Genomic DNA, 25383 nt, shown 5'->3' with positions numbered 1-25383 from the left:
ACTATTTGTTTCCAGAAAGGAGGTGATCCAGCCGCACCTTCCGATACGGCTACCTTGTTACGACTTCACCCCAGTCACGAACCCTGCCGTGGTAATCGCCCTCCTTGCGGTTAGGCTAACTACTTCTGGCAGAACCCGCTCCCATGGTGTGACGGGCGGTGTGTACAAGACCCGGGAACGTATTCACCGTGACATTCTGATCCACGATTACTAGCGATTCCGACTTCACGTAGTCGAGTTGCAGACTACGATCCGGACTACGACTGGCTTTATGGGATTAGCTCCCCCTCGCGGGTTGGCAACCCTTTGTACCAGCCATTGTATGACGTGTGTAGCCCCACCTATAAGGGCCATGAGGACTTGACGTCATCCCCACCTTCCTCCGGCTTGTCACCGGCAGTCTCATTAGAGTGCCCAACTAAATGTAGCAACTAATGACAAGGGTTGCGCTCGTTGCGGGACTTAACCCAACATCTCACGACACGAGCTGACGACAGCCATGCAGCACCTGTGTTACGGCTCTCTTTCGAGCACTCCTCTATCTCTAAAGGATTCCGTACATGTCAAAGGTGGGTAAGGTTTTTTCGCGTTGCATCGAATTAAACCACATCATCCACCGCTTGTGCGGGTCCCCGTCAATTCCTTTGAGTTTCAACCTTGCGGCCGTACTCCCCAGGCGGTCAACTTCACGCGTTAGCTTCGTTACTGAGTCAGCAAAGACCCAACAACCAGTTGACATCGTTTAGGGCGTGGACTACCAGGGTATCTAATCCTGTTTGCTCCCCACGCTTTCGTGCATGAGCGTCAGTACAGGTCCAGGGGATTGCCTTCGCCATCGGTGTTCCTCCGCATATCTACGCATTTCACTGCTACACGCGGAATTCCATCCCCCTCTACCGTACTCTAGCTATACAGTCACAAATGCAGTGCCCAGGTTGAGCCCGGGGATTTCACATCTGTCTTATATAACCGCCTGCGCACGCTTTACGCCCAGTAATTCCGATTAACGCTCGCACCCTACGTATTACCGCGGCTGCTGGCACGTAGTTAGCCGGTGCTTATTCTTACGGTACCGTCATTAGCTCTCTTTATTAGAAAGAGCCGTTTCGCTCCGTACAAAAGCAGTTTACAACCCGAAGGCCTTCATCCTGCACGCGGCATTGCTGGATCAGGCTTGCGCCCATTGTCCAAAATTCCCCACTGCTGCCTCCCGTAGGAGTCTGGACCGTGTCTCAGTTCCAGTGTGGCTGGTCGTCCTCTCAGACCAGCTACAGATCGTCGCCTTGGTAAGCTTTTACCCCACCAACTAGCTAATCTGATATCAGCCGCTCCAATCGCGCGAGGTCTTGCGATCCCCCGCTTTCATCCTTAGATCGTATGCGGTATTAGCACAGCTTTCGCTGCGTTATCCCCCACGACTGGGCACGTTCCGATATATTACTCACCCGTTCGCCACTCGCCACCAGGATTGCTCCCGTGCTGCCGTTCGACTTGCATGTGTAAGGCATGCCGCCAGCGTTCAATCTGAGCCAGGATCAAACTCTATAGTTCGATCTTGATTTTTTCGCTCTTTCGAGCAACTCATAAATTGGAATTAACGTGAACTTCATTTCTGAATTTCACATCTTTTTTACTTCATGAGCGTTTGTTAGTCAATTAAGACTTGTTCCTAAGAACTTTAGCTTTCCGCTTCAAACGCCCACGCTTATCGGCTGTATATTTTTAATGAACTCATAAACAATTACCGGAATTAACCAGCTTTCGCTTCTTTATTTGCTTCGCCGTGATCAGCGAAGCCTTGTATTCTAGCACGACTTTTTCATCGTTTGGAAAAATTAACTAATTTTTCCTGCTTTTCACTCCACTCTACATTTTGTTATCCAGCGTTCACTGGATTTAATCAAGATGAAGAACGAAGTGTTCTGCCCTGCAGAGCCGTGTATTGTGGCAGAAATTTTGCACCAATTACAGCTGCGAGAATAATTACTTTTATGCAGCAGCCCAGCAACTCGCTGTCGACCCTCAAAATGCCTTATTTCTTTGTTTTTTCCACCATATTGCTGCCTTGGTTAAATCCATTCAGTCCGGGACCGACACCCGCTATAGTTCCATTTTTGTTCTCTTCTGTGTGCGCTGCCATTTGCAGTGTTGCCCTTCAACTGTCGCATCGGACAACTCAACGCGGGCAAGCAGAATCGGTTATTGCACTGGCTTGGCTGATTGCAGCGGGTACCAGTTCTGCTATCGGATTACTTCAATATTTTGGCACCACTGAATGGGCAGGTCTGTGGATTAACCACACTGGCTTGGGCGAAGCCTATGGCAACCTGCGGCAACGGAATCAGTTTGCGACGCTGTTGAACATTGGGTTGGCTACCTCTATCTATTTCGCTCACCATCAACAACATGATGCCCATTCACACACCTCATCAGAAAGTCATCTCCCCCGAGTGATGCTGCTGACTGTTACCGCCCTGCTTAGCATCGGAAATGCAGCTTCATCTTCACGCACAGGTCTGGTTCAACTTGTTTTGCTGGTAATTCTTGCTTGGATGTGGGGACGACATGAGATGACGGCCATTGAACACACACAGCCTCAGCGCAGAGTCGTCAACAAGGTGCTTGTAATCGCCTTGTTGACTTATGTATTAGCTACCGTGGTTTTGCCGTGGTTGGTTGGCCTAGACCCCTCATCAAGCAGTGCTTGGGCGCGATTACGCGCCGGGGATGCGCAATGCAGCAGTCGCCTAACCTTGTGGAGCAACGTGTTGCACCTGATCGCTCAAAAGCCTTGGGCAGGTTGGGGCTGGGGCGAACTCGATTACGCACACTTTATTACTTTGTACCCTGGCGCACGATTCTGTGCCATTTTGGACAACGCACACAACCTACCGCTGCACTTGGCTGTGGAGTTAGGTGTCCCTGTGGCTCTGTTGGTGTGCGGAGTGATGATTGGACTGGTGTGGCATGCTCGACCCTGGCGTGAATCCAATCCGTCACGTCAACTGGCATGGTCCGTCTTGGCCGTCATTGGACTACACAGCTTACTGGAATACCCGCTTTGGTACGGGCCGTTCCAAATGGCGACACTCCTCAGTATTTGGATACTTTGGCGAATTCCTGCTGATCGGGATGGAGCGCCAAGGCCAGCGCGCACATCCTTGCATCTACCCTATGTATCAGCATTAACAGCTGCATCTTTGATCGCGTTGTGCGGTTTTAGCGCCTGGAACTATCAATTGGCGAGCCAAATTTACATGGCACCAGCGGACCGAATGAGCATGTACCGTGAAAACACATTGGAGAAAATCAACAACGTTATCTTGTTTCAAGATCAGGTTCAGTTCGCCAAGCTGACAACAACCGAACTGGATGCCGCAAACGCCCAGGAGGTTCACGATCAGGCACTCGCCATGCTGCATTTCTCACCTGAAGAACGCGTGGTGGAAATGCTGTTGAATAGCTGCAAACTCCTTGGTCGAACCGATGAGATCAGTTTTTTGGCACCACGTTACAAAGCTGCTTTTCCCGAAGCCTATGCCAATTGGCAAGCCTCGCAAGCAAAACCATAACCGATTACGGCCAATCCTTCACCCTGTGCAGCCTCAGCATCAACGATGCGCCAAGTTTCTTGCTATCGTTGTTTACCCAGATCTGGTCACATCAAATCCCAGCGACAAAACTGCCCGATTTACCACCGTGTTTTTCCAATAGCTTGCAGCCAGTCATCGTCATCCCACGATCCACCGCTTTGCACATGTCATAAATGGTCAACAACGCCACTTGTACTGCAGTCAGGGCCTCCATCTCCACCCCGGTAGGCCCAACGGTTTCTACCGTTGCAGTACAAAAAACACTTGCAGCGCTTTCTGCGTCAGCATGAGACACTACAAAGTCAATAGCAACACGGGTAAGTGCCAGCGGATGACAAAGAGGAATCAAGTCACTGGTTTTTTTGGCGGCCATGATGCCCGCCACACGAGCAATACCTAGCACATCCCCTTTTTTCGCCGTGCCCGATTCGATCAGAGCCAGTGTTTCAGGCAGCATCTCGATACGCCCCCCTGCAATGCCAATGCGATGGGTTGCGGCTTTGGCTGCCACGTCGACCATATGGGCTTGGCCTTGTGCATCAAAATGGGTCAATTGGCTCATGTTGTGTATCTGGAATAAGTTGAAGAAGGGCAAAAGCTTTGCAGAACCTTTACCTGAAGATGGCATCATAAGAGTTGCGTCCAGAATGCCCCTTGGCTTGACCAAGTCAACTTCAACGCCAAAAGGAATTTGATGTATGCGTTTTTCAATGAAAAAGATGCCTCTAGCGCTTAAGAAGCAAGCACAGCTAGCTATATTTTTAGCAGCAACCATGATCATGCTCCCGACCCAAACAGGTGCGCAAGCAAGTCAACCTAGCCTCGCCTCCACCCTGCCCCAGTTAGGTGATGGCAACGAAATGACCAGCAGCGCGGAGCGCCGTCTAGGTGACCGTATCGCTCGCGAACTGTACCGCGACCCTGACTTTATAGACGATCCGGTACTGGGTGACTATGTGCAAGGCATCTGGCAGCCGTTGCTGGCCGCAGCACGACTGCGCGGCGATCTCACGCCAGAGCTCGATGAGCGGTTTGCCTGGCGCATTGTGCTGGGGCGAGACCGCAGCGTGAACGCTTTTGCCCTGCCTGGCGGCTACCTGGGCGTGCATTTGGGACTGATCGCCGTGGTCAGCAGCCGTGATGAATTGGCCTCGGTACTGGGTCACGAGCTCAGCCACGTCACCCAGCGCCATATTGCCCGACTGATGTCAAAAAACAGCCAGCAAACACCGTGGATGATTGGGGCGATGATTTTGGGCGCACTGGCGGCCAGTAAAAACGCCGAAACCGGCAACGCACTCATTGTGGGCGGGCAAGCGCTCTCAACCCAGGCACAACTCAACTTTTCACGTGATATGGAGCGCGAAGCCGACCGGGTCGGTTTTGGTGTCATGACACAAGCGGGCTTTCAAGCGCAAGGATTTGTCAGCATGTTTGACAAATTGCAACAAGCATCCCGCCTGAACGACAGCGGGGCCTACCCTTACTTGCGCAGTCACCCGCTGACCACCGAACGTATTGCCGACATGCAGTCGCGCCTGCCGTTGGGCACACCAACCGTCAACAACAGCCCCACCCTATCCCACGCCATATTGAGCACACGTGCCCGAGTGCTCTCCAACCCCAGTGCGCAAGCCATGCAAAACTGGCAAATACAGGCGGAAGATTCAGCCTTGATGCTGCAACCACCAGCGGTGCAGGCAGGCGTACTGTATGGTGCAGCCATGGCAGCCAGCCGCTTGCGTGAACCCGCCCAAGCACGCCGACAACTTGCACGCCTCCAGCAGCTCGTCACATCCGACCCTGAGGCTGTTTTGCAGACACGCTGGCTGGCTGTCGAAGTTGGCTTGCTGGCACGCGATTTACCCCCGTCCAAAGTCCTGACGCTAGGACAGGATGTCGGATTGAGTTCCACCGCGGCGATGCCGACTCGACGACCAGAGCTGTTGCTACAAGCTCAAGTTGCCCTACAAGTCAACCAGACAGAGGTCTTGAACACCGTTGCGCAGCGCCTGCAAACCTGGGTCGCACTGACTCCCAACGATGCCCAGGCCTGGCAATGGTTGAGCAGCATATACGCAACACAAAATCAGCCGCTACGGGCATTACGCGCTGAAGCCGAGGCGCACATGGCACAACTGGACTATGCAGGTGCCTTGGACCGGCTCAAAGCCGCGCAAGATCGGCTGCACGGCACAAACTCCAGGGAGGCGAGTGCAGACCATATCGATGCCTCCATCATCGACACCCGCCGCCGCCAGATTGAGGAACTGCTGAAAGAGCAGGCCAAAGAGGGCTGACTCAAGCGCTGATTTGTGCACGGCGTTTACGCCACGTGCCTGCGGCCAAGACCCCAACAACGGCCAACAGCTCCACGCCCCAGCGCGCAGCTTGCTGAACGCCGGTCAAAACAGCTTTGGCATCACCAAAAACACCATTCAGCAGCGGCTCACCCACCACCATCTTGGCGGCCGTATAGGCCAGCACAGCCGCACCGGCCTGAATGATGATCGGAAAACGATCCACCAGCTTCAGCACCACCGAGCTGCCAAACACCACGATCGGCACGCTGATCAGCAAACCAATGATCACCAGGTCAAATGCACCATGGGCAGCACCAGCCACACCCAACACGTTGTCGACACCCATCAACGCATCGGCCACGATGATGGTCTTCATCGCCCCCCAAAAGGTATTGGCCATAGGGTCACTGTGTTTGTCACCGTCATCATCGGCCAGCAGCTGGTAGGCAATCCAGACCAAGCCAAGCCCCCCCACCAGCATCAAGCCGGGTATTTTCAGCAACCAGACCACGCCAATCGTCATCAAGGATCGCACAACGATGGCACCGACCGTGCCCCACAAAATAGCCTTGGTTTTCAGGTGGGGCGGCAAATTGCGCGCAGCCAGGGCAATCACGATGGCGTTGTCACCAGCCAATACCAAGTCAATCAACACAATGGCCAACAGCGCAGACCACCAGGGTGCAGAAAAAAATTCCATGTCAAACCTTCTGAAATAACAATTGATTTGCACTGCTGCAGGAAACGCAAGCGAGTTGTTGAGCTCACCTTCGCGCGCCACACCACAGCGGTGTACGGCGAAGGTCTTGCTCGATGTGTCGCCTGGACTCAGGCTGACACATCGGGTGAACCGGGAAGTTGCCAGTGTGGCAACTTCCGTATTGACGACTCACCCACGAGGGAGCTACTCCCCTTCAGGTGCCGATTATGGCCACAGTCATCTTTTCCCCGCACATCACAAGGGCTAAAACCGGTGGCAGCTATCATGCGCACCCCATGCCCACCATCCACATCACCGACATTGAAGCAGCCATCAATTTCTGGCGCACCAAAGCGCCCAGTCTGGAAAATGGAGCCCTGCCACCGGAAACCCGCGCCCTGGCCGAGGTGTATGCCGTCATGGCGCTACAGCGCAGCCATGAGATTGAGGAACCCGCCTTGCCACCCGCCGCACGCCAAGCCTGGTTGGCCTGGTTTGACAGCACGCCCGATACACCGTGTATCGCCATTTGCTCCACCAGTCAGGGCGACGAGGTGTGCAAAGGCTGTGGTCGCACCTTTGCCGAGGTGCAGCTCTGGACAGAAATGACCCCGGTACAAAAACGCGCCAGCTGGCGGCGCATCACCCAGGAAGGAACGGCCTGGCGCTTCAACAAATACGCCGAGCGGGCGGCAGAAAACACCCCCGCCCGAACGGGATGAACCCGGTCAAGTTCAGAGCGAGATACCGCCCGAGACTTCAATCACCTCGCCATTGATGTAGCTGGCCTCATCACTGGCCAAAAAGGCGTAGACATTGGCAATTTCTTCAGGCTTGCCGACACGACGCAGATGCACTTTGGCACTCAGGTCTTGCAATACTTTTTCAGGCATGGCCGCCACCATGGGGGTGCTGATGAACCCAGGTGCCACGGCATTCACGCGCACGCCCTTGGGCCCAAGCTCACGGCTCCAGGTTTTGGTGAAGCCGATGATGCCAAACTTGGTGGCCGCATAGTTGGTCTGGCCAAAGTTGCCATACAAACCCACCACCGAACTGGCACTCAAAATCACGCCACTGCCCTGAGCCACCATGCCGTCAGCCACGGCCTGGGTGCAGTGAAATACCCCGCGCAGGTTGACATCAATCACCTTGTCAAACTGCTCAATGGTCATTTTTTGCAGTCGCGCGTCTTGTGTGATGCCCGCATTGTTCACCAACACATCAATGCGGCCAAACTTTTCCTTGACCTGCGCCACGACCGCATCCACCATGGGACGCTGAGTCACATCCATCACAAAACCCTGTGCCGTCGCCCCCAGCGCCTGACACTGGACTACAGCCTCGTCCACACCAGCCTGCTTGACATCGCAAAGAATCACGATGGCACCTTCTTGGGCAAACTTAAGGGCCGTTGCAAGGCCAATGCCTTGTGCTGCGCCAGTAATGATGGATACTTTATTGGTTAAACGAGCTGTCATGATGATTCCCGAGAGTAGTAAAACGATGAAACCATGAAAATAGTATCGCTTTCAGATTTCGCGAACTTGACACAAAGCAAGGGGAATCCAACTTTAACCAGGCCAGCACCATGACCCATCTTTTCCTTTCCCAAAGACAACGCATCGGCCAGCTGCTGGTTGTCCTTCAGTTTGGTTTGCTGGCATGGTTGGGCTGGGCGGCCTCTGCGCCCATTGGGCACGGCCAATGGACAGCGACAAGCACGTGGCTGGCCGCTCTGTCGCTGCTTCTGGGTTCGTGGACACTGGCCTACAACCGCTTGGGCAATTTCAACATTCACCCCGCCCCCAAAGCACAAGGTGTTCTGATCACCGGCGGCCCTTACCGGCTGATTCGGCACCCGATGTACAGCGCAGTACTGCTGGCAGCAGGGGCCATGGCCGTGTTACTTGAAACCAACTCGGGCTGGCTGGTCTGGTGTGCCTTGGCACTGGTGCTGTGGACCAAAGCCCATCTGGAAGAACGCTGGCTGTGCGAACACCATGCCGGGTACGCCGCGTATTGCCTGCACACCCAACGCTTTATTCCTTGGCTGATGTGAGCTGCACCTCCACCAGGCAGTCGTAAAAAGTCGGCCCGCGCCCCATATCGGTCAGCTTCTGGCTGGTCAGCTGGTTGACGTTGGTGCCGTCCAGCCCCAGTTTGCGCCACCAGATGCCCAAGCCATTCACCACGCCGACACGGGCACGCTCGGTCACACGGGCGTGGCAGCAGTGAATGCCCCTGTCATTAAACACCCGCACAGTGTCGCCGTTGGTGATGCCGCGCAGCGCCGCGTCTTGGGGATGCATTTCAAGCAACGGTTCACCCTCAATATCCCGCAAGCTTTTGACGTTGACAAAGCTGGAGTTCAAAAAGTTACGTGCAGGGGGCGAGATCATGGCCAGCGGGTAAGTGGCCGAAGTGTTCACCGCCTCGTGGTTCGGCAAATGATCCGGTAAACCGTCTTGCCCCTGGCGGGCCAGGCGTTCGCTGAAAAACTCGCATTTGCCCGAGGGCGTGGGAAAGTTGCCTTGGGCAAACGGGGCCTCAGGCGTAAGCAGGCTGGCAAAACCCTGGTTCAGCAACACGTCAAAATCAACCTTGTCGCCAAACGCCTGGCGGCACAGCGCCTCGTCATCGTCCTGGAAACACGCTTCCTCAAACCCCATGCGCTTCGCCAGCTCCCGAAAAATCTGCGTGTTGGGCTTGGCTTGGCCAAGCGGCGCAATGGCCGGGCGGTTCAACAACACATCGGTATGCCCGTAACTGCTGTGCACGTCCCAGTGCTCCAGTTGGGTTGTGGCGGGCAAGATGTAATCAGCATAGTCCGCCGTGTCGGTCTGAAAATGCTCCAGCACCACGGTGAACAAATCTTCACGGGCAAAACCTTGCACCACCTTGGTCGACTCGGGCGCGATGGCCACCGGGTTGCTGTTGTAGACCAGCAGCGCTGCAACCGCCGGGCCAAATTCAGGGCTGGCTGGGCGCAGCAAATCGTTGCCAATGGTGGCCATATTGAGCGTTCTCGGGGTGCGGCCCGCCAGCAAATCCGGGCGCTGCAAAGCCGCTTTTTGAACCGGGAACGTGCCCGAACTTGACAGCAGCACCCCACCCGAGCGCTGCCGCCAGGCCCCGATCAGCGCGGGCAAGCTGGCAATCAAGCGCACCGCGTTGCCCCCGCCATGCACACGCTGCAAACCGTAATTCATGCGAATCGCCGCACTGGGCGGTGTCACGCCAGCCGCATCTGTGGCAGATTGGGACACGCACGCCCCATAGTCACGCGCCAGGTTCTGGACTTGTTCTGGCGTGATGCCACACACCGCCGCCACCCGCTCGGGTGGCCATTGCAGAGCCCGCTCGCGCAGCTTGTCCCAGCCCAAGGTGTAGCGCTCCAGGTAGTCATGATCGAGCCAGTCGTGTTGAATCAATTCGTGCATCAGCCCCAGCGCCAGCGCACCGTCAGTGCCGGGCAGCAAGGCAATGTGCTTGTGGCATTTGTCTGCGGTCTCGGTCTTGCGTGGGTCAATACAGATCAGCTTGGCCCCCAGGCGCTTGGCCTCGTTGGCATAGCGCCAGAAATGCAGGTTGCTGGCAATCGAATTGCTGCCCCAGATCAAGATCAGCTTGGCCTGCGCAAAAAATTCCACCCGCATCCCCAGCTTGCCGCCCAGGGTGTGCACCAGCCCCTCACCACCGGCTGCGGCACAAATAGTGCGCTCCAGCAGCGAAGCGCCCAGCTTGTTGAAAAACCGTGCCGCCATGCTTTCACCTTGCACCAAACCCATGGTGCCAGCGTAGCTGTAGGGCAGGATGGCCTGGGGGTCACGTGCCGCAATCGCCTGCAAACGGGCCGCAATGTCGCTCAAAGCCGCATCCCAGCTCACCGGCTCAAACTGCCCTGCACCCTTGGCACCAACCCGTTTCAGGGGTTGCAAAATGCGTTCGGCGTGGTAGCTGCGCTCGGTGTAGCGCGACACCTTGGTGCACAACACGCCGTTGGTGTGGGCATGATCAGGGTTACCCTGCACTTTGATGGCCACACCATCCTGCACGGTGGTCAGCAAAGCACAGGTATCGGGGCAGTCATGCGGGCAGGCTCCACGCACTTGAATGGCAGAGGGATTTGTCAACAAAGGGGTTACGTTCATGGTGTGATTACAAGTTGAGGCATCATTGTGAATGAAGCTCCAACCAGGATCCTATCCTGCCCAACCACCCAAGCCTTCATTTTTATAAGTGTTTTAGGCTTCTAGCCCTTTATATACAAGCGCTAACAGCTATGAATTTAATATCAAATTTCAACCAACACCTAGATGCCCTCACCGCCCTGCGGCGTGACCTCCATGCCCACCCCGAGCTGTGTTTTCAGGAACAACGCACCTCAGACCTGGTGGCCGCCAAGCTCACCGAGTGGGGCATCCCCATCCACCGGGGGCTGGGTGGCACGGGCGTAGTGGGCATCATCCAGTCGGGCAGCTCAAGCCGGGCCATCGGCCTGCGCGCCGACATGGATGCCCTGCCGATGCAGGAAGCCAATACTTTCGCCCACGCCAGCACCGAACCCGGCAAGATGCACGCCTGCGGCCATGACGGCCACACCACCATGCTGCTGGCCGCCGCCCAGCACCTGGCCCAGCAGCGTGATTTTGATGGCACGGTGTACCTGATCTTCCAGCCCGCCGAAGAAGGCGGTGGCGGTGCCCGCGAAATGATCAAGGACGGCTTGTTCGAGCGCTTTCCCATGGAGGCCGTGTTTGGCTTGCACAACTGGCCCGGCATGAAGTTTGGCGAATTTGCCGCCAGCCCCGGGCCGGTGATGGCCTCCAGCAATGAATTCAAAATCACCTTACACGGCAAAGGGGGCCACGCCGCCATGCCGCACAACGCCATCGACCCGGTGCCGGTGGCCTGCCAGTTGGTGCAAAGTTTTCAAACCATCGTCAGCCGCCAGGTCAAACCCATTGATGCGGCGGTGGTCTCGGTCACCATGATCCACACCGGCGAGGCCACCAACGTGATCCCCAACCACTGCGAGCTGCAAGGCACGGTGCGCACCTTCTCGATCGACGTGCTGGACATGATCGAGGCCCGCATGCGGCTGATGACTGAACACATCTGCGCCGCCTCGGGCCTGCAGGCCGACTTTGAGTTCAGCCGCAATTACCCGCCCACCATCAACAGCGTGGCCGAGGCCGAGTTTTGCCGCCAGGTGATGGCCGGTATCGTGGGCAAAGACCATGTCGTGGCGCAAGAGCCCACCATGGGTGCGGAAGATTTCTCCTATATGTTGCTGGAAAAACCCGGCTGCTACGCCTTTATTGCCAATGGCGACGGTGACCACCGCAGCATCGGCCACGGCGGTGGCCCTTGTATGTTGCACAACCCGAGTTACGACTTCAATGACCACTTGCTGCCGCTGGGAGCCACCTACTGGGTGCGACTGGTCGAGCACTGGCTGGCCATCCGGTTCTGAACACGGTCAAACACCGTCCTCACCGCCAACGCCGAATTTTTGCCCCCGCCTAGCGCACGCTCACCATGCAGTACACCTTTCTCTCCGCCACCATTCTGCTGATTTTGATCACCGACCCGATTGGCAACATCCCGATCTTTGCCAACGCGCTCCAGCACGTCGCCCCCGAGCGGCGCCCGCGCGTCATCCTGCGCGAGGTGATGATTGCCTTTTTGCTGCTGCTGACCTTCATGTTTGTTGGCGAGAGCTTCTTGCGGGTGATGAACCTGAACGAACTCTCCTTGCAAATTGCGGGCGGCGTGATTCTGTTTTTGATTGCCCTGCGCATGATTTTTCCGCCCGCCAAAGTGGAAACTGCCGAGCCTGTGGGTGAGCCACTGATTGTGCCGCTGGCGATTCCCGCCATTGCCGGGCCGTCCGCCCTGGCCACGGTGCTGCTGCTGGTGTCGCAACAACCCGAAAAACGCATGGAGTGGATTGCCGCGCTGTGCGTCACCATGACGCTGAGCGCTGTGGTGCTGGTACTGGCCGAACGCATTCAGCGCGTGGCCGGTGACCGCTTTGTGGTGGCGCTGGAGCGGCTGATGGGCTTGGTGCTGGTGGCGGTGTCGATTGAAATGATGCTGCGCGGCATCAAGATTTTTGTCAAACAAGTCGCCGGGGCGTGATCAAGCGCCCAGGCTAAGCCACCACCTGCGGGCCAATCTGCACGTCCTGGTCGATCGCCCCAAACACGCTCTGGCCGTCGCGGCCCTTCATGTCGATCCACACCGTGTCGCCCTGAGCCAGCCAGGGGGTTGGGCATTGGCCGTTTTGCGCCAGCTCCTGGGCACACCGGGTGGCCACACTGCAACTGCCACGGCTGGCCCCCAGATTACGCACCTCTCCCGCACTGATGATGCTGCCCGCACGCAGGCGGCGCACCCGGCACAGCTGAGCCATCAGTTCGCCAAAATGGGCCGTCATGTCACTGCCCGCTTCACACCAGCCCAACTGGCGGCCATTCAGGTTGCATTGCAGGGTCAGGTTCAAACGGCCCTGGCTCCAGGCGCTTTCGCCACCCCACACCAGTTCATCGGGTGTCACCGCGACCGGGCTGAATGCCGTGTTGGGCTGGGCCATCAGCGCCAAGGGAGGTTGCGCTTGCCAGGCCCGGTCAACACCATGGCAGGCCAGCGCCAGCAGCCGCACACCGTCAAGCGTCTGGGTCGGGCTTGCGCCCTGTGGCACATCGCCGGTGATCACCGCCACCGCAGCTTCAAAGTCGGGTTGCTGCGCCGCATGGGCCCAGCTCAAGGGCGCACAAGCCCCCAGCAACCCATCGGCAAAGGCCAGCCGCAGGGGTGCGCCAACAGGGGTATCAGGCCTGGCAAAGGCATCACCCACCGCCAGCAGATAGGCCCGTGGCAGCGGGGCCATACATTGGCGCACATCCAGCGGGAAAGCATGGCGGGCCTTGCCGTAGTTCAGGGTGTCATACAGGTCTTGCAGCTGCGGGGCAAGAAAGTTCCAGTCTTGCAGCACCTGCTGCACGTGGCTGGCGATGCCGGTTGCATAATGCGCCGTGACCAGATCACGCGACACCACCACCAATTGGCCATCGCGGGAACCATCATTCAAAGTTGCCAATTTCATACATTTTGTCCCACAGAGCCGCCCATATCCAAGCCATTTTAGTTGACATGGCCTCACCCACTCCACCCTACAAAACCTGGCTGATGCTCGGCTTGGCGGTGTTGCTGCTGCACCTGTCGTTGTTGCAAAACCTGCCCTTGCACCTGGGTAATCTGGACTCAGACACCCACGCGCTGAGTTTTGTCACCCGCACGCTCACCCCAGATCCAGCGCCTGTCCCTGAGCCGGTGCGTCAGCCCGTGGTTCAACCGCCACCGCAACCCAGCCCCAACACCAACGTGGTGTCTGCACAGCCGGCCGCCAACGCCCCCGCCCAAGCAACTCAAGCCCCCGCACCAGCCGAAGCATCCAGTGCCGAGCCCCCCGCCAGCACACCTCAAGAAGTCGCAACAGACCCCGTGCCCCCCCACCCCGATGAAGTTGCCGCAGCGTTCAGCGTTGACAGCGTGCCCGGCTCGGTCAAGCTGATTTACAAGGTGTTGTCCAATAAATTCCCGTACAAACTGGATGGTGAGCTGATCTGGCAGCTGGTGGATGGGCGCTATGAGGCCAGCTTGAGTTTTGGCGCATTCGGTCAGACCCGTATCCAAACCAGTCGCGGACGGGTGGAAAAAGATGGTTTGGCCCCCACTCGCTTTTCAGACAAATACCGCAGTGAAGTGGCGGCACATTTCAACCCAACCCAGAGCAAAGTCACCTTCAGCGCCAATACGCCCGATGTGCCGCTGCTCAGTGGCGCACAAGACCGGCTCAGTGTGCTGGTCCAACTGGCTGCCATGGCGGCCAGCGCACCCGCGCGTTTTACCCCGGGCACCACGCTGTCGTTTCAGACCGTCGGGCCACGTGATGCCGATATGTGGTTGTTCACCGTGGGCCAGATGGAAAGCCTGGATTTGCCCGGTGGCCAACTTCAGGGCATCAAGCTGACCCGTAATCCACGCCAGACCTATGACCAGAAGGTCGACATCTGGCTGGCCCCAGCCCTGAACTATTTGCCTGCGCGGATTCGCATCCAGGAAACCAATGGTGATTACATTGACCAGCAATGGGCCGCCACGGAAACACCTTGAATTTACCCCAAACGCTGCCATCTGCTGAGTCAACCGCTTTCATGGATAATTTGCCAATGCACACGCTTTACGACTCTGACACTTACTCTGTAACCCACATGCTGGCCAATGCCGTGGCTGCCGATGTGCCGCCAGACACCCTCAAAGAAGGCGAACAGTTGCTGATCGTGCCGGCACTGGCCCGTCATGGCTTTGAAATTGTGGACAAACGGTCCAACAAAGAGGTCTACCTGGACGGCTCATGGGCTGAACTGTTCCAGCAAAAAATTTCAGCCTGGCAGCTCAAAACCCCGACACAGGAAGAAGTTGAAGACACCCTGGAGCAGTATGCCGAGTTGGCTCAAAACCCGGTGGGGATTCACTAAATTTCAAGCCAAATAAGGCTATAGCGCTTATAAAACAAGCGCAGATAGCTACCAAACAAATAGCAAAATAGGTTTCACCTGGTGCTCAGAAGCACCTGCAACCATACGGCCCCTATGAATCCTGTTTACATCCTGACCCTGTCCTGCCCTGACCGTTTGGGCCTGGTTCACGCCGTTTCCGGCTTCCTGCTGGAGCGCAGCGGCAACATTGAAGAGGCCGCCCAATACAACGATGCGGGCACCGGTTTGTTCTTCATGCGGGTGCAGTTTGCCTGTGCCAAGCTGACGTTTGATGAACTCAAGACCCAACTGGCTGAGTTTGCGGCCCCTTTTCAGATGCAGTGGAAATTACACGCGCAAGCCCAGCCCATGCGTACCGTCATCCTGGTCAGCAAGGAAGGCCATTGCCTGAATGACCTGCTGTTTCGCTGGAAAAGCGGCCTGCTGCCGCTGGACATCCGCGCCATCGTCAGCAACCACCGTGAGTTCTACCAACTGGCGGCCAGTTACAACGTGCCGTTTCACCACCTGCCGGTAACGGCGGCCACCAAGGCCCAGGTGGAAGCCAAGCAGATGGAGATCATCGAGAGCGAAGGGGCCGAACTGGTGGTGCTGGCACGCTACATGCAAATCCTCAGCAACGACCTGTGCCAAAAGCTGTCAGGCCGCGCCATCAACATCCACCACAGCTTTTTGCCCAGCTTCAAAGGGGCCAAGCCCTATTACCAGGCGCATGACCGGGGCGTGAAACTGATTGGGGCCACCGCCCACTATGTCACCGCCGATCTGGACGAAGGCCCGATCATCGAACAAGATGTGGCCCGCGTTGACCACAGCAAAACCGTGGAAGACCTCACTGCCCAGGGACGCGACACCGAAAGCCAGGTACTGGCCCGCGCCGTCAAATGGCACAGCGAACACCGCGTGCTGATCAACGGACACAAGACGGTGATTTTCAAATAGCCAGGCAGGTCTGATTCACGCTCTGAACGGGTCATCACAGACCCGGCAACTTCTCTGCCGTCACACCCCTCGTCGATAAGCCTTTGGATACATTGGCGACGGATGTTCAGAGTTCATCCTACTGGTTGGCCATCCCCTCGCCCAGCCGAATCGCCCCGCCCGGCTGCCAGGCCGGGTTGAACTGCAACCGGCCTTGGGGGAACAACATGACCACGGTGGAACCCAGCAGAAAACGGCCCATCTCGTCGCCCTGTTTGAATTCGATGCACTCATTCTCATAGCGCTTCTCAAACAACTGCCCGGCCCTGGGGTTGTTGATGATGCCGTGCCAGGTGGTGGCCATGCTGCCGACGATGGTGGCCCCCACCAGCACCAGCACAAACGGGCCCAAGCCATCGGGACGCTCAAACACACACACCACACGCTCGTTGCGTGCAAACAGGCCCGGCACACCCCGCGCGGTGGTGGGGTTGACCGAAAACAGATCTCCCGGCACATAAATCATGCGGGTCAGGCGGCCGGCGCAGGGCATGTGGATGCGGTGGTAGTCACGCGGACTCAGGTACAGGGTGGCAAAGTGGCCGTTGTCAAACTGCCGGGCCAGCGCCGCATCACCACCGACCAGCGTGGTGCTGCTGTATTGATGCCCTTTGGCCTGAAAAATCTGCTGGCCTTCAATGCGACCGAACTGGCTGATGGCCCCGTCCACCGGACAAATCAGCTCGGCCTGCGCCAGCGGACGGGCACCGGCTTTGAGTGCGCGGGTAAAAAAGTCGTTGAAGCTGGCGTAGCTGGCCACATCCGGGTTGGCCGCCTCCGCCATGTTGACACGATAACGCTGCACAAACCATTGAATCAAGCGGGTGGTGAATGCGCCACCCTGGGCACGTGCCACACGCCCGGCCAGCAGGGTCAGGGCTTGTTTGGGCAAAAGGTACTGTGGCAGCACGGCAAAACGGTCGGACATGAAGAGGGCTACCTGAGGAGAGAAAGAAGGCTGGCATCGCCAGAAAGACGGCTTGGCCGCTGTGAAACAGGGATTTTACGCAGTGCTTTTCCGCCGGGCAGTGCCACAATGTTCGCCATGTCTACCGCCCGCATTCCCCCGATTCAGTGCCTGCTGACGTTTGAGGCGCTAGCGCGTCTGCGCAGTGTGACGCAAACCTCCGAAGAGCTTTGTGTGACCCCCAGCGCCGTCAGCCATCGTGTCAAACAACTCGAACAAATCATTGGCACCAAACTGTTTGGCCGAGCCGATTTTTCGCTCACGGTGGAGGGTGTGGAGTACCTGGCCCATGTGCGCGACGGCCTGGGCATGCTGCAACGTTTTCCCGGTGCGGCCACCTTGCCCGGCAAGCGCAAACTGCGGCTGGCCGTGACACCCACGTATGCACGTTCGATGCTGATTCCGCGCCTGCGCCAGTTCACCGAGGCGTATCCCGAGATTGACCTCACGTTGCAAATCTCCATCCCCCTGCTGGATGTGGTGGCCGAAGATGCCGACCTGATGGTGCGTTTTGGCACTGGCCGCTATGCCGATGTGGAACACATGTGCCTGCTGAAAGACGAAGTCACACCGCTGGCATCCCCGGCTTTTGTGCGTGAACATGGCCCGTTTGAAGTGGCGCAAGACCTGGAAGGTGAGCCGCTCTTGCGCAGCCCGCTGGAGCCTTGGCGCACCTGGTTTGCCGCACGCAACCTGGATTGGCCCGAGCCAGTAGATGGCTCGCAGTTCAACGACGTGGGCCTGATGTGTGACGCTGCGGCCGCGGGCATGGGCATCGGATTGATCCGCCTGAAGCTGGCCCTGCCCTGGCTGGAAAACGGCTCGTTGGTACGGCTGGGCTCCAGCGACGTGTTTTCCACCAACGTGCCCAGCCCACACGCGCACTACCTGTGCTGGCGCACCGGCATGATGGAGCGCTGGGAATGCGTCGCCTTTGCCGAATGGCTCAAGCAAAGCATGATCTAAGGCATGCGGACATGGTCAACGGCAGGATGACACCGAAAATTTATACAAAACAAGCTTGTAGCGCTTGTATTGATTGCGTAAGCAGCTATCGAAGTTATAGTATTTTTTAATTTCAAACTTGTGTTTAAAAATGCTCAACATGACCCAGCGCCGCAGGTATTACAGTGAAGCCTGTGGCATGTTGCCCCCCGCTATTTGGCCAGTTGAAGGAATCCGATGAATGCACCCACCTCCACCCCGGTTTTTTCTGCCCATCAAAGAACAGAGCAGCAGGCGCTAGTGGTGCAAGGGCTGAAGGCCGTTTTGCCAGCGCACGCCCTGCTGTGGAATAGCGAGGACACCACCCCGTACGAGTGTGATGGCCTCACCGCTTACCGCCAGCGCCCGCTGGTGGTGGCCCTACCGGAAGACGAAACCCAGGTCCAAGCTGCACTGAAAACCTGCTACGCGCTGGGTGTTCCGGTGGTGGCGCGTGGTGCTGGTACCGGCCTGTCAGGCGGAGCCATGCCGCACCCCATGGGGGTCACTTTGTCACTGGCAAGGTTCAACCGCATCCTGAAGCTGGACCCGCTGGCACGTACCGCCACGGTGCAATGTGGCGTGCGCAACCTGGCTATCAGTGAAGCCGCCGCGCCGCTGGGCCTGTATTACGCGCCCGACCCCAGCAGCCAGATTGCCTGCACCATTGGCGGCAATGTGGCGGAAAACTCAGGCGGGGTGCACTGCCTGAAATACGGCCTGACGCTGCACAACATTCTGAAAATCAAGGGCTTCACCATGGCCGGTGAGCCGATCGAGTTTGGTTCTGGCGCGCTGGATGCGCCCGGCTACGACCTGCTGAGTGTGGTGATTGGCTCCGAAGGCATGCTGGCGGTGGTGACTGAAGTGACGGTCAAGCTGATTCCCAAGCCGCAACTGGCACGCTGCATCATGGCCAGCTTTGACGACATTCCCAAAGCTGGCGACGCGGTTGCCGCGGTGATTGCCGCCGGCATCATTCCGGCCGGGCTGGAGATGATGGACAAGCCCATGACCGCCGCCGTGGAAGACTACGTACACGCCGGCTACGACCTGGATGCCGCGGCCATTCTGCTCTGCGAGTCGGATGGCACGCCGGAAGAAGTTGAAGAGGAAATTCAGCGTATGACGCAAGTGCTGCTTGCGGCAGGCGCTACAAAAATTGCAGTCAGCCAAAGTGAGCAGGAGCGCATGACGTTCTGGAGCGGACGCAAAAATGCGTTTCCGGCCAGTGGGCGCATCAGCCCGGACTACATGTGCATGGACTCGACGATTCCGCGCAAGCGCGTGGCTGACATTTTGCTGGCGATCCAGGAGATGGAGAAAAAATACCAGCTGCGCTGCGCCAACGTGTTCCACGCCGGTGACGGCAACCTGCATCCGCTGATTTTGTTTGATGCCAATGACCCCGACCAGCTGCACCGCGCCGAGTTGTTTGGGGCCGATATTCTGGAAACCAGTGTCGCCATGGGCGGCACGGTGACCGGCGAACATGGTGTGGGCATTGAAAAGCTCAACAGCATGTGTGTGCAGTTCAGTGCGGCAGAAAATGAACAGATGTTTGGCCTGAAACGGGCGTTTGACGCCAAAGGCCTGCTCAACCCCGGCAAGGTGATTCCGACCAGCAACCGGTGTGCCGAATACGGCAAGATGCTGGTGCGTGGCGGCCAGATCAAGTACCCCGAGCTGGAACGGTTTTAGGAGCACCTGATGCAGAGTCTACAGGGTCTGGCATGGCTTTTGGCCATGCAGTCTTTGGGTGAATTGCTGTCACGCGGCGGGGCGCTGCCGTTTCCCGGACCGGTGATTGGCATGCTGCTGCTTTTGCTGGCGCTACAGTGGTCCTGGGTGCGCGAACCGGTGGCGGCTTGTGCCCGTTTTTTGCTGAGCCATCTCTCACTGTTGTTTGTGCCAGTGGGTGTCGGGGTGATGACCCATCTGGGGCTGTTGGGTCAATACGGTATTCGCATGCTGGCTGTGATTGTGCTGTCCACCTGGATCGGCCTGATCGTCACGGTGCTGGTGCTGAAGGCTTTGAAAAAAACGGATCATGCCTAAGTTTGTTGAGCTCTGGGTCTACCTGTCCGCCACGCCCTTGTTTGGCTTGACCATGACCTTGGTGGTGTACGTGCTGGCGCAGGCCCTGTACGCGCGCCTGAACCAAGCCGCTTGGGCCAACCCGGTGTTATGGTCGGTCGTCTGCTTGGCCAGCCTGCTGACCCTGACAGGTGTGGACTATCCAACGTATTTCTCTGGCGCACAGTTCATCCACTTTTTGCTCGGGCCCGCCGTGGTGGCCCTGGCCTGGCCACTTTGGGAACGCCGGGCCGCACTGCGGCTACATTGGCGTGCACTGCTGGCCGCTGCTGTCGTGGGGGGTGTGGCGGCCAGCGGCTCTGCCTTGCTGCTGGGCTGGGTCTTTGGGCTGCCGCAGGCTGTGGTGTTGTCCCTCGCGCCCAAGTCAGTGACAGCACCGGTGGCCATGGGCATTGCGGACAAGATTGGCGGTATTCCTGCCCTGGCGGCCGTATTTGCCGTGGTGACCGGCATGGTGGGGGCACTCAGTGGCAAGGTTTTGTTTGATTTCTTAAAAATTCCAACCGATGCGCATGGCTGGATGGCACGTGGTTTCTCCATGGGCACCGCCGCACATGGCATTGGCGCAGCACGTGCGCTTCAAGTCAACGCTGATGCCGGGGCTTTTGCCGGGCTGGCACTGGGTTTGCAGGTGGTGCTGGCTTCGCTGCTGATTCCCCTGATATTCAGGCTGTTTTAGTCACGTCCCCCAAAGGAGTTGCACGTGGATGCTCAGCGAACAATGATTTCGGCACGACGATTTTGCGGTTCAGCCACTTCGTCATCCGTCGGCACCAAGGGGGAACGCTCACCACGCCCCACGGCATCAATCAGCTCGGGCTTAAAGCCTTGATCCATCAACAGCTGCCGGATGGCCCGCGCACGCTCCAGTGACAAAGCATCGTTGGCGGGCACAGCACCCACCCGGTCGGTGTGTCCAATGACGATGATTTCGCCGCCTTTGCGGGCTCGTGCACGCTCCAGAATGGTCGGCAATTGCGCTTTGGATACATCGGTCAATTCTGCACCACCCACTTCAAAGTAGAGCAAAAATTGCTCCTCTGCCGCAGGCATGTGCGCCAGGATGGCACCATAACGATCCAACACCACCATGGGATCCGTTTCGGTCAATTCAACCGATCCAGATTTGTCCACATTGGCCGTTTGGTAGGGGGCGGTCAAACTGACTGTCCCAAGGGCACCTTTGACATCCACTGCGGTGTGTTTGCCGGCACCTTCGGGCAGCAAAATCACCCGTGTGGCCGGAGCACAAGCCATGAGCAAGGCTGAAAGGACCCCTACACTGCCTTGCCTGAGCCATTGCATCATGGCACCTCCACAATGAAATCCGTCCCACGCACCCCTACCACGGAGGTGGGGGTGATGACCTTGACCTGATCGGGATGAACTTTGCCCAGCCAACCGGTGACCATTCGAATGCTGCCCTGCACCAGGTTGAGGATCAAGCTGCCTTCTTGCGTGGTGGTGTCAAACTTGACATCCGTCAGCATCAGGGTCGAATTGGGGCCCACCGACACCACCGAACCATCTTTCAGGGTCAGCGTAGCGCTGGAACCACTGCCTGTGACAATGCGGTCCGCCGTTTGTACACCATCACCCGCGTAGACGGATCGAACCGCAGAGGGCTGGTTCAGGCCAACCTTCCCCTGCACCGATTTCAAGATACCCACGCTTTGTGCCTGCGCACCCATGACACAACACGCCAGAAAGATCAGGTTCACGCCCCATTGTTTGAATTTCATAGCGTTCCTTTCGCTTTGTATCCATCCTGGCCATTGGCATTCATTGAGCGGCTTTTAGGCTTTTTTGGCAATACGTTTGCTGGGTTCATCATCCATCATCACTTGTTCAGCCCAAGGACCCAGTTTTTCGGTGTCCGCACGCAGCACCTCCTGCTTGATGGCCAATATCTGGGCCGGGTGCATGGAGAAACTGCGCAAGCCCATGCCCAGCAACAAGCGTGTCATGCTGGTATCCCCCGCCATTTCGCCGCACACACTCACCGGCTTGCCCTGGGCACGCGCCTGCTCAATGGTATTGGCTACCAGGCGCAATACCGCTGGATGCATGGGGTCGTAGAGGTGTGCCACCGACTCGTCAGCCCGGTCTATGGCCAGGGTGTACTGAATCAGGTCATTGGTGCCAATGGACAGGAAATCAAAGTATTTCAAAAACACCTTGAGTGTCAGTGCCGCTGCCGGTATTTCGATCATGGCACCAATTTTGATGGGCCCATACGCTACACCACGGTTGTCAAGTTGCACCCGCGCATGGTCAATCAAAGCCATGGTCTGGCGGATTTCACTGGCATGCACCAACATCGGAATCAGTAGATGCACCTGCCCAAACGCTGCTGCACGCAAAATGGCACGCAACTGCGTAAGAAACATGGCGGGATCGGCAAGACTCCAGCGAATCGCCCGCAAACCCAAAGCTGGGTTCAAATGAGCATCGTCGCGCAAGGTGTCGTCCAGCGGTTTGTCGGCACCAACATCCACGGTGCGAATTGTGACCGGCAAGCCTTGCATGCCTTCGACCGCGCGCTTGTAGGCCTGGAACTGCTCGTCTTCGTTGGGCAACTTGCCATGACGTCCCATGAATAAAAATTCACTGCGGAACAGGCCCACACCAACGGCACCGGCTTTCAAAGCACTTTCAGCGTCGTCTGGCATTTCAATATTGGCCAATAACTCGACTTTTTGCCCGTCCATGGTGACCGACGGTGTGTGCAACAGGCGCAATAGTCGACCACGCTGGAGCTCACCTTGACGCTGCTTGAAACCATATTCCGCCAAGATGATGGGAGACGGGTCAACCACCACCACACCAGCGTCACCATCAATGACCACCCAGTCGTCTTGTCGAATCAAATGGCTGCTCAGGCGCGCCCCGACTACGGCAGGAATATCCAAGCTGCGCGCGACGATGGCGGTATGCGAGGTTTTTCCACCCACATCGGTGATAAACCCGGCAAACACACTCTGCTTGAATTGCAGCATGTCCGATGGCGAGAGGTCGTGCGCAACCAGAATCAAGGGGACATCCACCGTGTCATCCAGCAGCAGATCCTGCTGTGACATTTTCCTCCCGTGGCGACCAAGAGGTTGCACCAAGGGCGACGACACACCACGCATGGCACGCAGCACTTTCTCTGTGATCTGCTCCAGATCAGCTTTGCGCTCCCGCAGGTATTCATCCTCCATTTCGTCAAACTGGCGGGCGACCACTTCAAGCTGAGTAGTCAACGCCCATTCGGCGTTGTAAAGGCGGTCTTTGATCCAGTGGCGAACACCGTTGCTAAGCTCTTCGTCTTGCAACAGCATCAAGTGCACATCCAGCAGAGCGGTGAGCTCGTGTGGGGTGTCTTTGGGTGCCATCTGGGTAATACTGGCCTGCAAACGATGAATCTCTGCCACCACGGCATCACGACCATCGCGCACCCGATTGATTTCGGCGACAACTTGTGATGACTCAATAAAGTAGTGGGCCACATCCAGCCGGGTTGATGCAACCAATACAGCCCGCCCGATGGCAATGCCACGGGCTACCGCCAGGCCGTGGATGCTGAATGTCATTCACCCTCTCCAAACTTGTCGGCAATCAGGGCCAACAATGCGTCCATGGCTTCCTGCTCTTGGGCACCAATGGTTTCGATTTCAACCTGCGCACCCATGCCTGCGGCCAACATCATCACACCCATGATACTTTTGGCATTGACGCGGCGGTCACCGCGGTACATCCATACTTCGCACGGGAAATTGCCCGCCAGTTTGGTCAATTTGGCCGAAGCACGTGCATGCAAGCCGAGCTTATTGCTGATGGTCGTTGTAGTTTTGGTCATTTGGTTTTCGTTGCTGATTTTGCGGCGCTGTCACGGCTACTTGCATGATGCCTTGAGATCCGCCTGCCAATACACGCGCAATCAAAGCATCCAGGGATTCATTTCGGTAAGTCACTGCACGCATCAACATGGGTAAATTCACACCCGCCACCATACGGGAGTGGACACCGTCGATAAGCTTTTGCGCCACGTTACAGGGGGTTGCGCCAAACATGTCGGTCAATACCAGCGTATGCGTGGTATTCAACACGGCCAAGGCTACCCGAGCAGCTGCCAATGTCTCTTCTGTGGGTGTGTTGGGCTGTACATCAAGCACGGCGACTGCAGTAGCCGCGTCTGGAAAAACATGCAAGACACATTGACGCAAGGCACTTGCCAAAGGCGCATGAGCCATGATGAAAATACCGTTGTTCATGTGTGTTCCGGTGTCTTTGCAAGCATCGTTAGACGATCCAACTCAGTCTGTGCTTGGGTGTCGATTATGACCATTTACGTCAGCTAGCTTTCGCCCAAGAGGTACACACCAACTCGTCAAACGTATTGCGAGGTTGGTTTATGACTTGAGTGCCCCAAACACTTTTTGCAGTACCGCACTACCGGTTCCCACAGGGTCTTGGCGAATCTTTTTCTCTTCCTCACCAATCATGTAATACAAACCATCCAGCGTTTTTCCGGTGACATATTGCTCTATGCTGGCCTGATCGCCTTTGATCAACCCCATGCCAGCAGCTTTACCAGCCACCTGGTTGTACTTTTCTGCCAAGTTGGCACGTGCCGTCGTTTTTGTGACGATAGGTAGGAATTTTTGATTCAATGGCTGGCGTGTCTTTTCTGCAAAGAACTCAGTCACCGATGTATCTCCACCACTGAGAATTTTTTTGGCATCCTGGACATTCATGCTTTTGACTGCACTGACCAACATGTCTCGCGCCAAAGGTACTGCGGTTTCCGCAGCTTGATTCATAGCCAATATCAACTCATCCAATCGCGCACCTTGACCAAAGCTGCGCAGTAATTTGGCGGCATCTTCCAGATACCCAGGAAGCGGAATGCGAACTTTATCGTTACCCAAAAAGCCATTTGCTTGACCCAATGTATTCACTGCCGCTATGGCACCTTTTTCCAGGGCAGTCTTCAATCCTTGTGATGCTTGGGCGTTGGTGAGATCGCTCAATGACAACGCATGAGCATCCCCATGTACACCCAATATTGCGCCCATGATAAAAATGACAAAAGAAGAACCAAACTTGCGGCGATTCATAAGTTTTTCCTGTGAAATAGCGTCAACATTTGCCATCTTAACGCCGCTAAATCCTATAACCAGAAAGCGTTACCACTTTCCGTCCA

At 56.9% G+C, this 25383-nt stretch carries 25 protein-coding genes and 1 rRNA gene; 13 read left to right on the top strand and 13 right to left on the bottom strand.

Annotated elements, in window-relative coordinates; translation table 11 throughout:
- Positions 1-15 precede the first annotated feature (15 nt).
- A 16S ribosomal RNA gene (locus LDN84_RS02555) occupies positions 16-1551 on the bottom strand.
- Positions 1552-1826: 275 nt separating this feature from the next.
- Between LDN84_RS02555 and LDN84_RS02550 the strand changes: the two genes are divergently transcribed.
- Entirely contained in the window at positions 1827-3572 is a 1746-nt protein-coding gene (locus LDN84_RS02550) for a PglL family O-oligosaccharyltransferase (RefSeq protein WP_223907746.1), read from the top strand.
- 91 nt (positions 3573-3663) lie between these two features.
- Here the strand turns inward: LDN84_RS02550 and moaC are convergent, their stop codons facing one another.
- Entirely contained in the window at positions 3664-4155 is a 492-nt protein-coding gene (gene moaC, locus LDN84_RS02545; RefSeq protein WP_223913298.1) for a cyclic pyranopterin monophosphate synthase MoaC, read from the bottom strand.
- Positions 4156-4366: 211 nt separating this feature from the next.
- Between moaC and LDN84_RS02540 the strand changes: the two genes are divergently transcribed.
- On the top strand, positions 4367-5893 hold the full coding sequence (locus tag LDN84_RS02540) for a M48 family metalloprotease (RefSeq protein WP_223907743.1): 1527 nt from the start codon (positions 4367-4369) through the stop codon (positions 5891-5893).
- 1 nt (position 5894) lies between these two features.
- On the opposite strand, the gene LDN84_RS02535 is transcribed toward LDN84_RS02540, so the two are convergent.
- Entirely contained in the window at positions 5895-6596 is a 702-nt protein-coding gene (locus LDN84_RS02535; RefSeq protein ID WP_223907740.1) for a TerC family protein, read from the bottom strand.
- 296 nt (positions 6597-6892) lie between these two features.
- Here LDN84_RS02535 and LDN84_RS02530 point away from each other — a divergent pair, with 296 nt between their 5' ends.
- Entirely contained in the window at positions 6893-7318 is a 426-nt protein-coding gene (locus LDN84_RS02530; protein WP_223907737.1) for a DUF3717 domain-containing protein, read from the top strand.
- A 12-nt stretch (positions 7319-7330) separates the two neighbouring features.
- Here LDN84_RS02530 and fabG read toward each other — a convergent pair whose 3' ends face one another.
- A complete protein-coding gene (gene fabG / locus LDN84_RS02525) occupies positions 7331-8077 on the bottom strand; it encodes a 3-oxoacyl-ACP reductase FabG (protein WP_223907734.1) in 747 nt (248 codons plus the stop codon).
- A 110-nt stretch (positions 8078-8187) separates the two neighbouring features.
- Between fabG and LDN84_RS02520 the strand changes: the two genes are divergently transcribed.
- Positions 8188-8658, top strand: a complete 471-nt coding sequence (locus tag LDN84_RS02520) for a methyltransferase family protein (protein ID WP_223907731.1) — start codon at positions 8188-8190, stop codon at positions 8656-8658.
- Here the strand turns inward: LDN84_RS02520 and LDN84_RS02515 are convergent.
- Entirely contained in the window at positions 8639-10750 is a 2112-nt protein-coding gene (locus tag LDN84_RS02515) for a molybdopterin-containing oxidoreductase family protein (protein WP_223907728.1), read from the bottom strand. The two genes, LDN84_RS02520 and LDN84_RS02515, sit on opposite strands and share 20 nt — an antisense overlap.
- A 131-nt stretch (positions 10751-10881) precedes the next feature.
- Here LDN84_RS02515 and LDN84_RS02510 point away from each other — a divergent pair, with 131 nt between their 5' ends.
- Positions 10882-12075 (top strand): M20 aminoacylase family protein, encoded by a 1194-nt coding sequence (locus tag LDN84_RS02510; protein ID WP_223907725.1) that lies wholly within the window; start codon positions 10882-10884, stop codon positions 12073-12075.
- A 65-nt stretch (positions 12076-12140) separates the two neighbouring features.
- On the top strand, positions 12141-12743 hold the full coding sequence (locus LDN84_RS02505) for a MarC family protein (RefSeq protein ID WP_223907722.1): 603 nt from the start codon (positions 12141-12143) through the stop codon (positions 12741-12743).
- 13 nt (positions 12744-12756) lie between these two features.
- Here the strand turns inward: LDN84_RS02505 and LDN84_RS02500 are convergent, their stop codons facing one another.
- Positions 12757-13710: a fumarylacetoacetate hydrolase family protein gene (locus tag LDN84_RS02500; protein ID WP_223907719.1), complete on the bottom strand. Its 954-nt coding sequence runs from the start codon at positions 13708-13710 to the stop codon at positions 12757-12759.
- Between the two features lie 47 nt (positions 13711-13757).
- Between LDN84_RS02500 and LDN84_RS02495 the strand changes: the two genes are divergently transcribed.
- The 3 genes from LDN84_RS02495 (at position 13758) to purU (ending at position 16108) form a co-directional block, all read left to right on the top strand.
- Entirely contained in the window at positions 13758-14780 is a 1023-nt protein-coding gene (locus LDN84_RS02495) for a DUF3108 domain-containing protein (RefSeq protein WP_223907712.1), read from the top strand.
- A gap of 56 nt (positions 14781-14836) precedes the next feature.
- On the top strand, positions 14837-15145 hold the full coding sequence (locus tag LDN84_RS02490; RefSeq protein ID WP_223913296.1) for a BTH_I0359 family protein: 309 nt from the start codon (positions 14837-14839) through the stop codon (positions 15143-15145).
- 114 nt (positions 15146-15259) lie between these two features.
- Complete coding sequence (gene purU, locus LDN84_RS02485) at positions 15260-16108, top strand: formyltetrahydrofolate deformylase (protein ID WP_223907710.1); 849 nt, start codon at positions 15260-15262, stop codon at positions 16106-16108.
- Between the two features lie 118 nt (positions 16109-16226).
- Here the strand turns inward: purU and asd are convergent, their stop codons facing one another.
- Positions 16227-17075 carry an archaetidylserine decarboxylase gene (gene asd, locus LDN84_RS02480; protein WP_223907708.1) on the bottom strand — a complete coding sequence of 283 codons (849 nt, stop codon included), beginning with the start codon at positions 17073-17075 and terminating at the stop codon, positions 16227-16229.
- Between the two features lie 117 nt (positions 17076-17192).
- On the opposite strand from asd, the gene LDN84_RS02475 reads away from it, so the two are divergent.
- The 4 genes from LDN84_RS02475 to LDN84_RS02460 all read left to right on the top strand — a co-directional run bounded on the left by LDN84_RS02475 (position 17193) and on the right by LDN84_RS02460 (position 20874).
- Positions 17193-18080, top strand: a complete 888-nt coding sequence (locus tag LDN84_RS02475; protein WP_223907705.1) for a LysR substrate-binding domain-containing protein — start codon at positions 17193-17195, stop codon at positions 18078-18080.
- Between the two features lie 216 nt (positions 18081-18296).
- Positions 18297-19799: an FAD-linked oxidase C-terminal domain-containing protein gene (locus LDN84_RS02470; RefSeq protein WP_223907701.1), complete on the top strand. Its 1503-nt coding sequence runs from the start codon at positions 18297-18299 to the stop codon at positions 19797-19799.
- 9 nt (positions 19800-19808) lie between these two features.
- Positions 19809-20156 (top strand): CidA/LrgA family protein, encoded by a 348-nt coding sequence (locus tag LDN84_RS02465; protein WP_223907698.1) that lies wholly within the window; start codon positions 19809-19811, stop codon positions 20154-20156.
- Positions 20149-20874, top strand: a complete 726-nt coding sequence (locus LDN84_RS02460) for an LrgB family protein (RefSeq protein WP_223907695.1) — start codon at positions 20149-20151, stop codon at positions 20872-20874. Before LDN84_RS02465 ends, LDN84_RS02460 begins: the two co-directional genes overlap by 8 nt.
- A gap of 32 nt (positions 20875-20906) precedes the next feature.
- Here the strand turns inward: LDN84_RS02460 and LDN84_RS02455 are convergent, their stop codons facing one another.
- From LDN84_RS02455 to LDN84_RS02430, 6 genes are all read right to left on the bottom strand, one after another.
- Positions 20907-21500 carry an OmpA family protein gene (locus LDN84_RS02455; protein ID WP_223907692.1) on the bottom strand — a complete coding sequence of 198 codons (594 nt, stop codon included), beginning with the start codon at positions 21498-21500 and terminating at the stop codon, positions 20907-20909.
- Positions 21500-21937 (bottom strand): FecR family protein, encoded by a 438-nt coding sequence (locus LDN84_RS02450; protein WP_223907689.1) that lies wholly within the window; start codon positions 21935-21937, stop codon positions 21500-21502. Before LDN84_RS02450 ends, LDN84_RS02455 begins: the two co-directional genes overlap by 1 nt.
- 54 nt (positions 21938-21991) lie before the next feature.
- Positions 21992-23770, bottom strand: a complete 1779-nt coding sequence (gene ptsP, locus LDN84_RS02445; protein ID WP_223907674.1) for a phosphoenolpyruvate--protein phosphotransferase — start codon at positions 23768-23770, stop codon at positions 21992-21994.
- Positions 23767-24036 (bottom strand): HPr family phosphocarrier protein, encoded by a 270-nt coding sequence (locus LDN84_RS02440; protein WP_223907672.1) that lies wholly within the window; start codon positions 24034-24036, stop codon positions 23767-23769. Before LDN84_RS02440 ends, ptsP begins: the two co-directional genes overlap by 4 nt.
- Positions 24005-24451: a PTS sugar transporter subunit IIA gene (locus tag LDN84_RS02435; protein WP_223907670.1), complete on the bottom strand. Its 447-nt coding sequence runs from the start codon at positions 24449-24451 to the stop codon at positions 24005-24007. The genes LDN84_RS02440 and LDN84_RS02435 overlap by 32 nt, the downstream gene beginning before the upstream one ends.
- 138 nt (positions 24452-24589) lie before the next feature.
- Entirely contained in the window at positions 24590-25297 is a 708-nt protein-coding gene (locus tag LDN84_RS02430) for a DUF4197 domain-containing protein (RefSeq protein WP_435405911.1), read from the bottom strand.
- Positions 25298-25383 lie beyond the last annotated feature (86 nt).

It is taken from the genome of Rhodoferax lithotrophicus (assembly GCF_019973615.1).
GTDB classification, from domain to species: Bacteria; Pseudomonadota; Gammaproteobacteria; order Burkholderiales; family Burkholderiaceae_C; genus Rhodoferax; species Rhodoferax lithotrophicus.
Note: the sequence above shows the minus strand (reverse complement) of the source record. Positions and strands in the feature narration are given on the sequence as shown.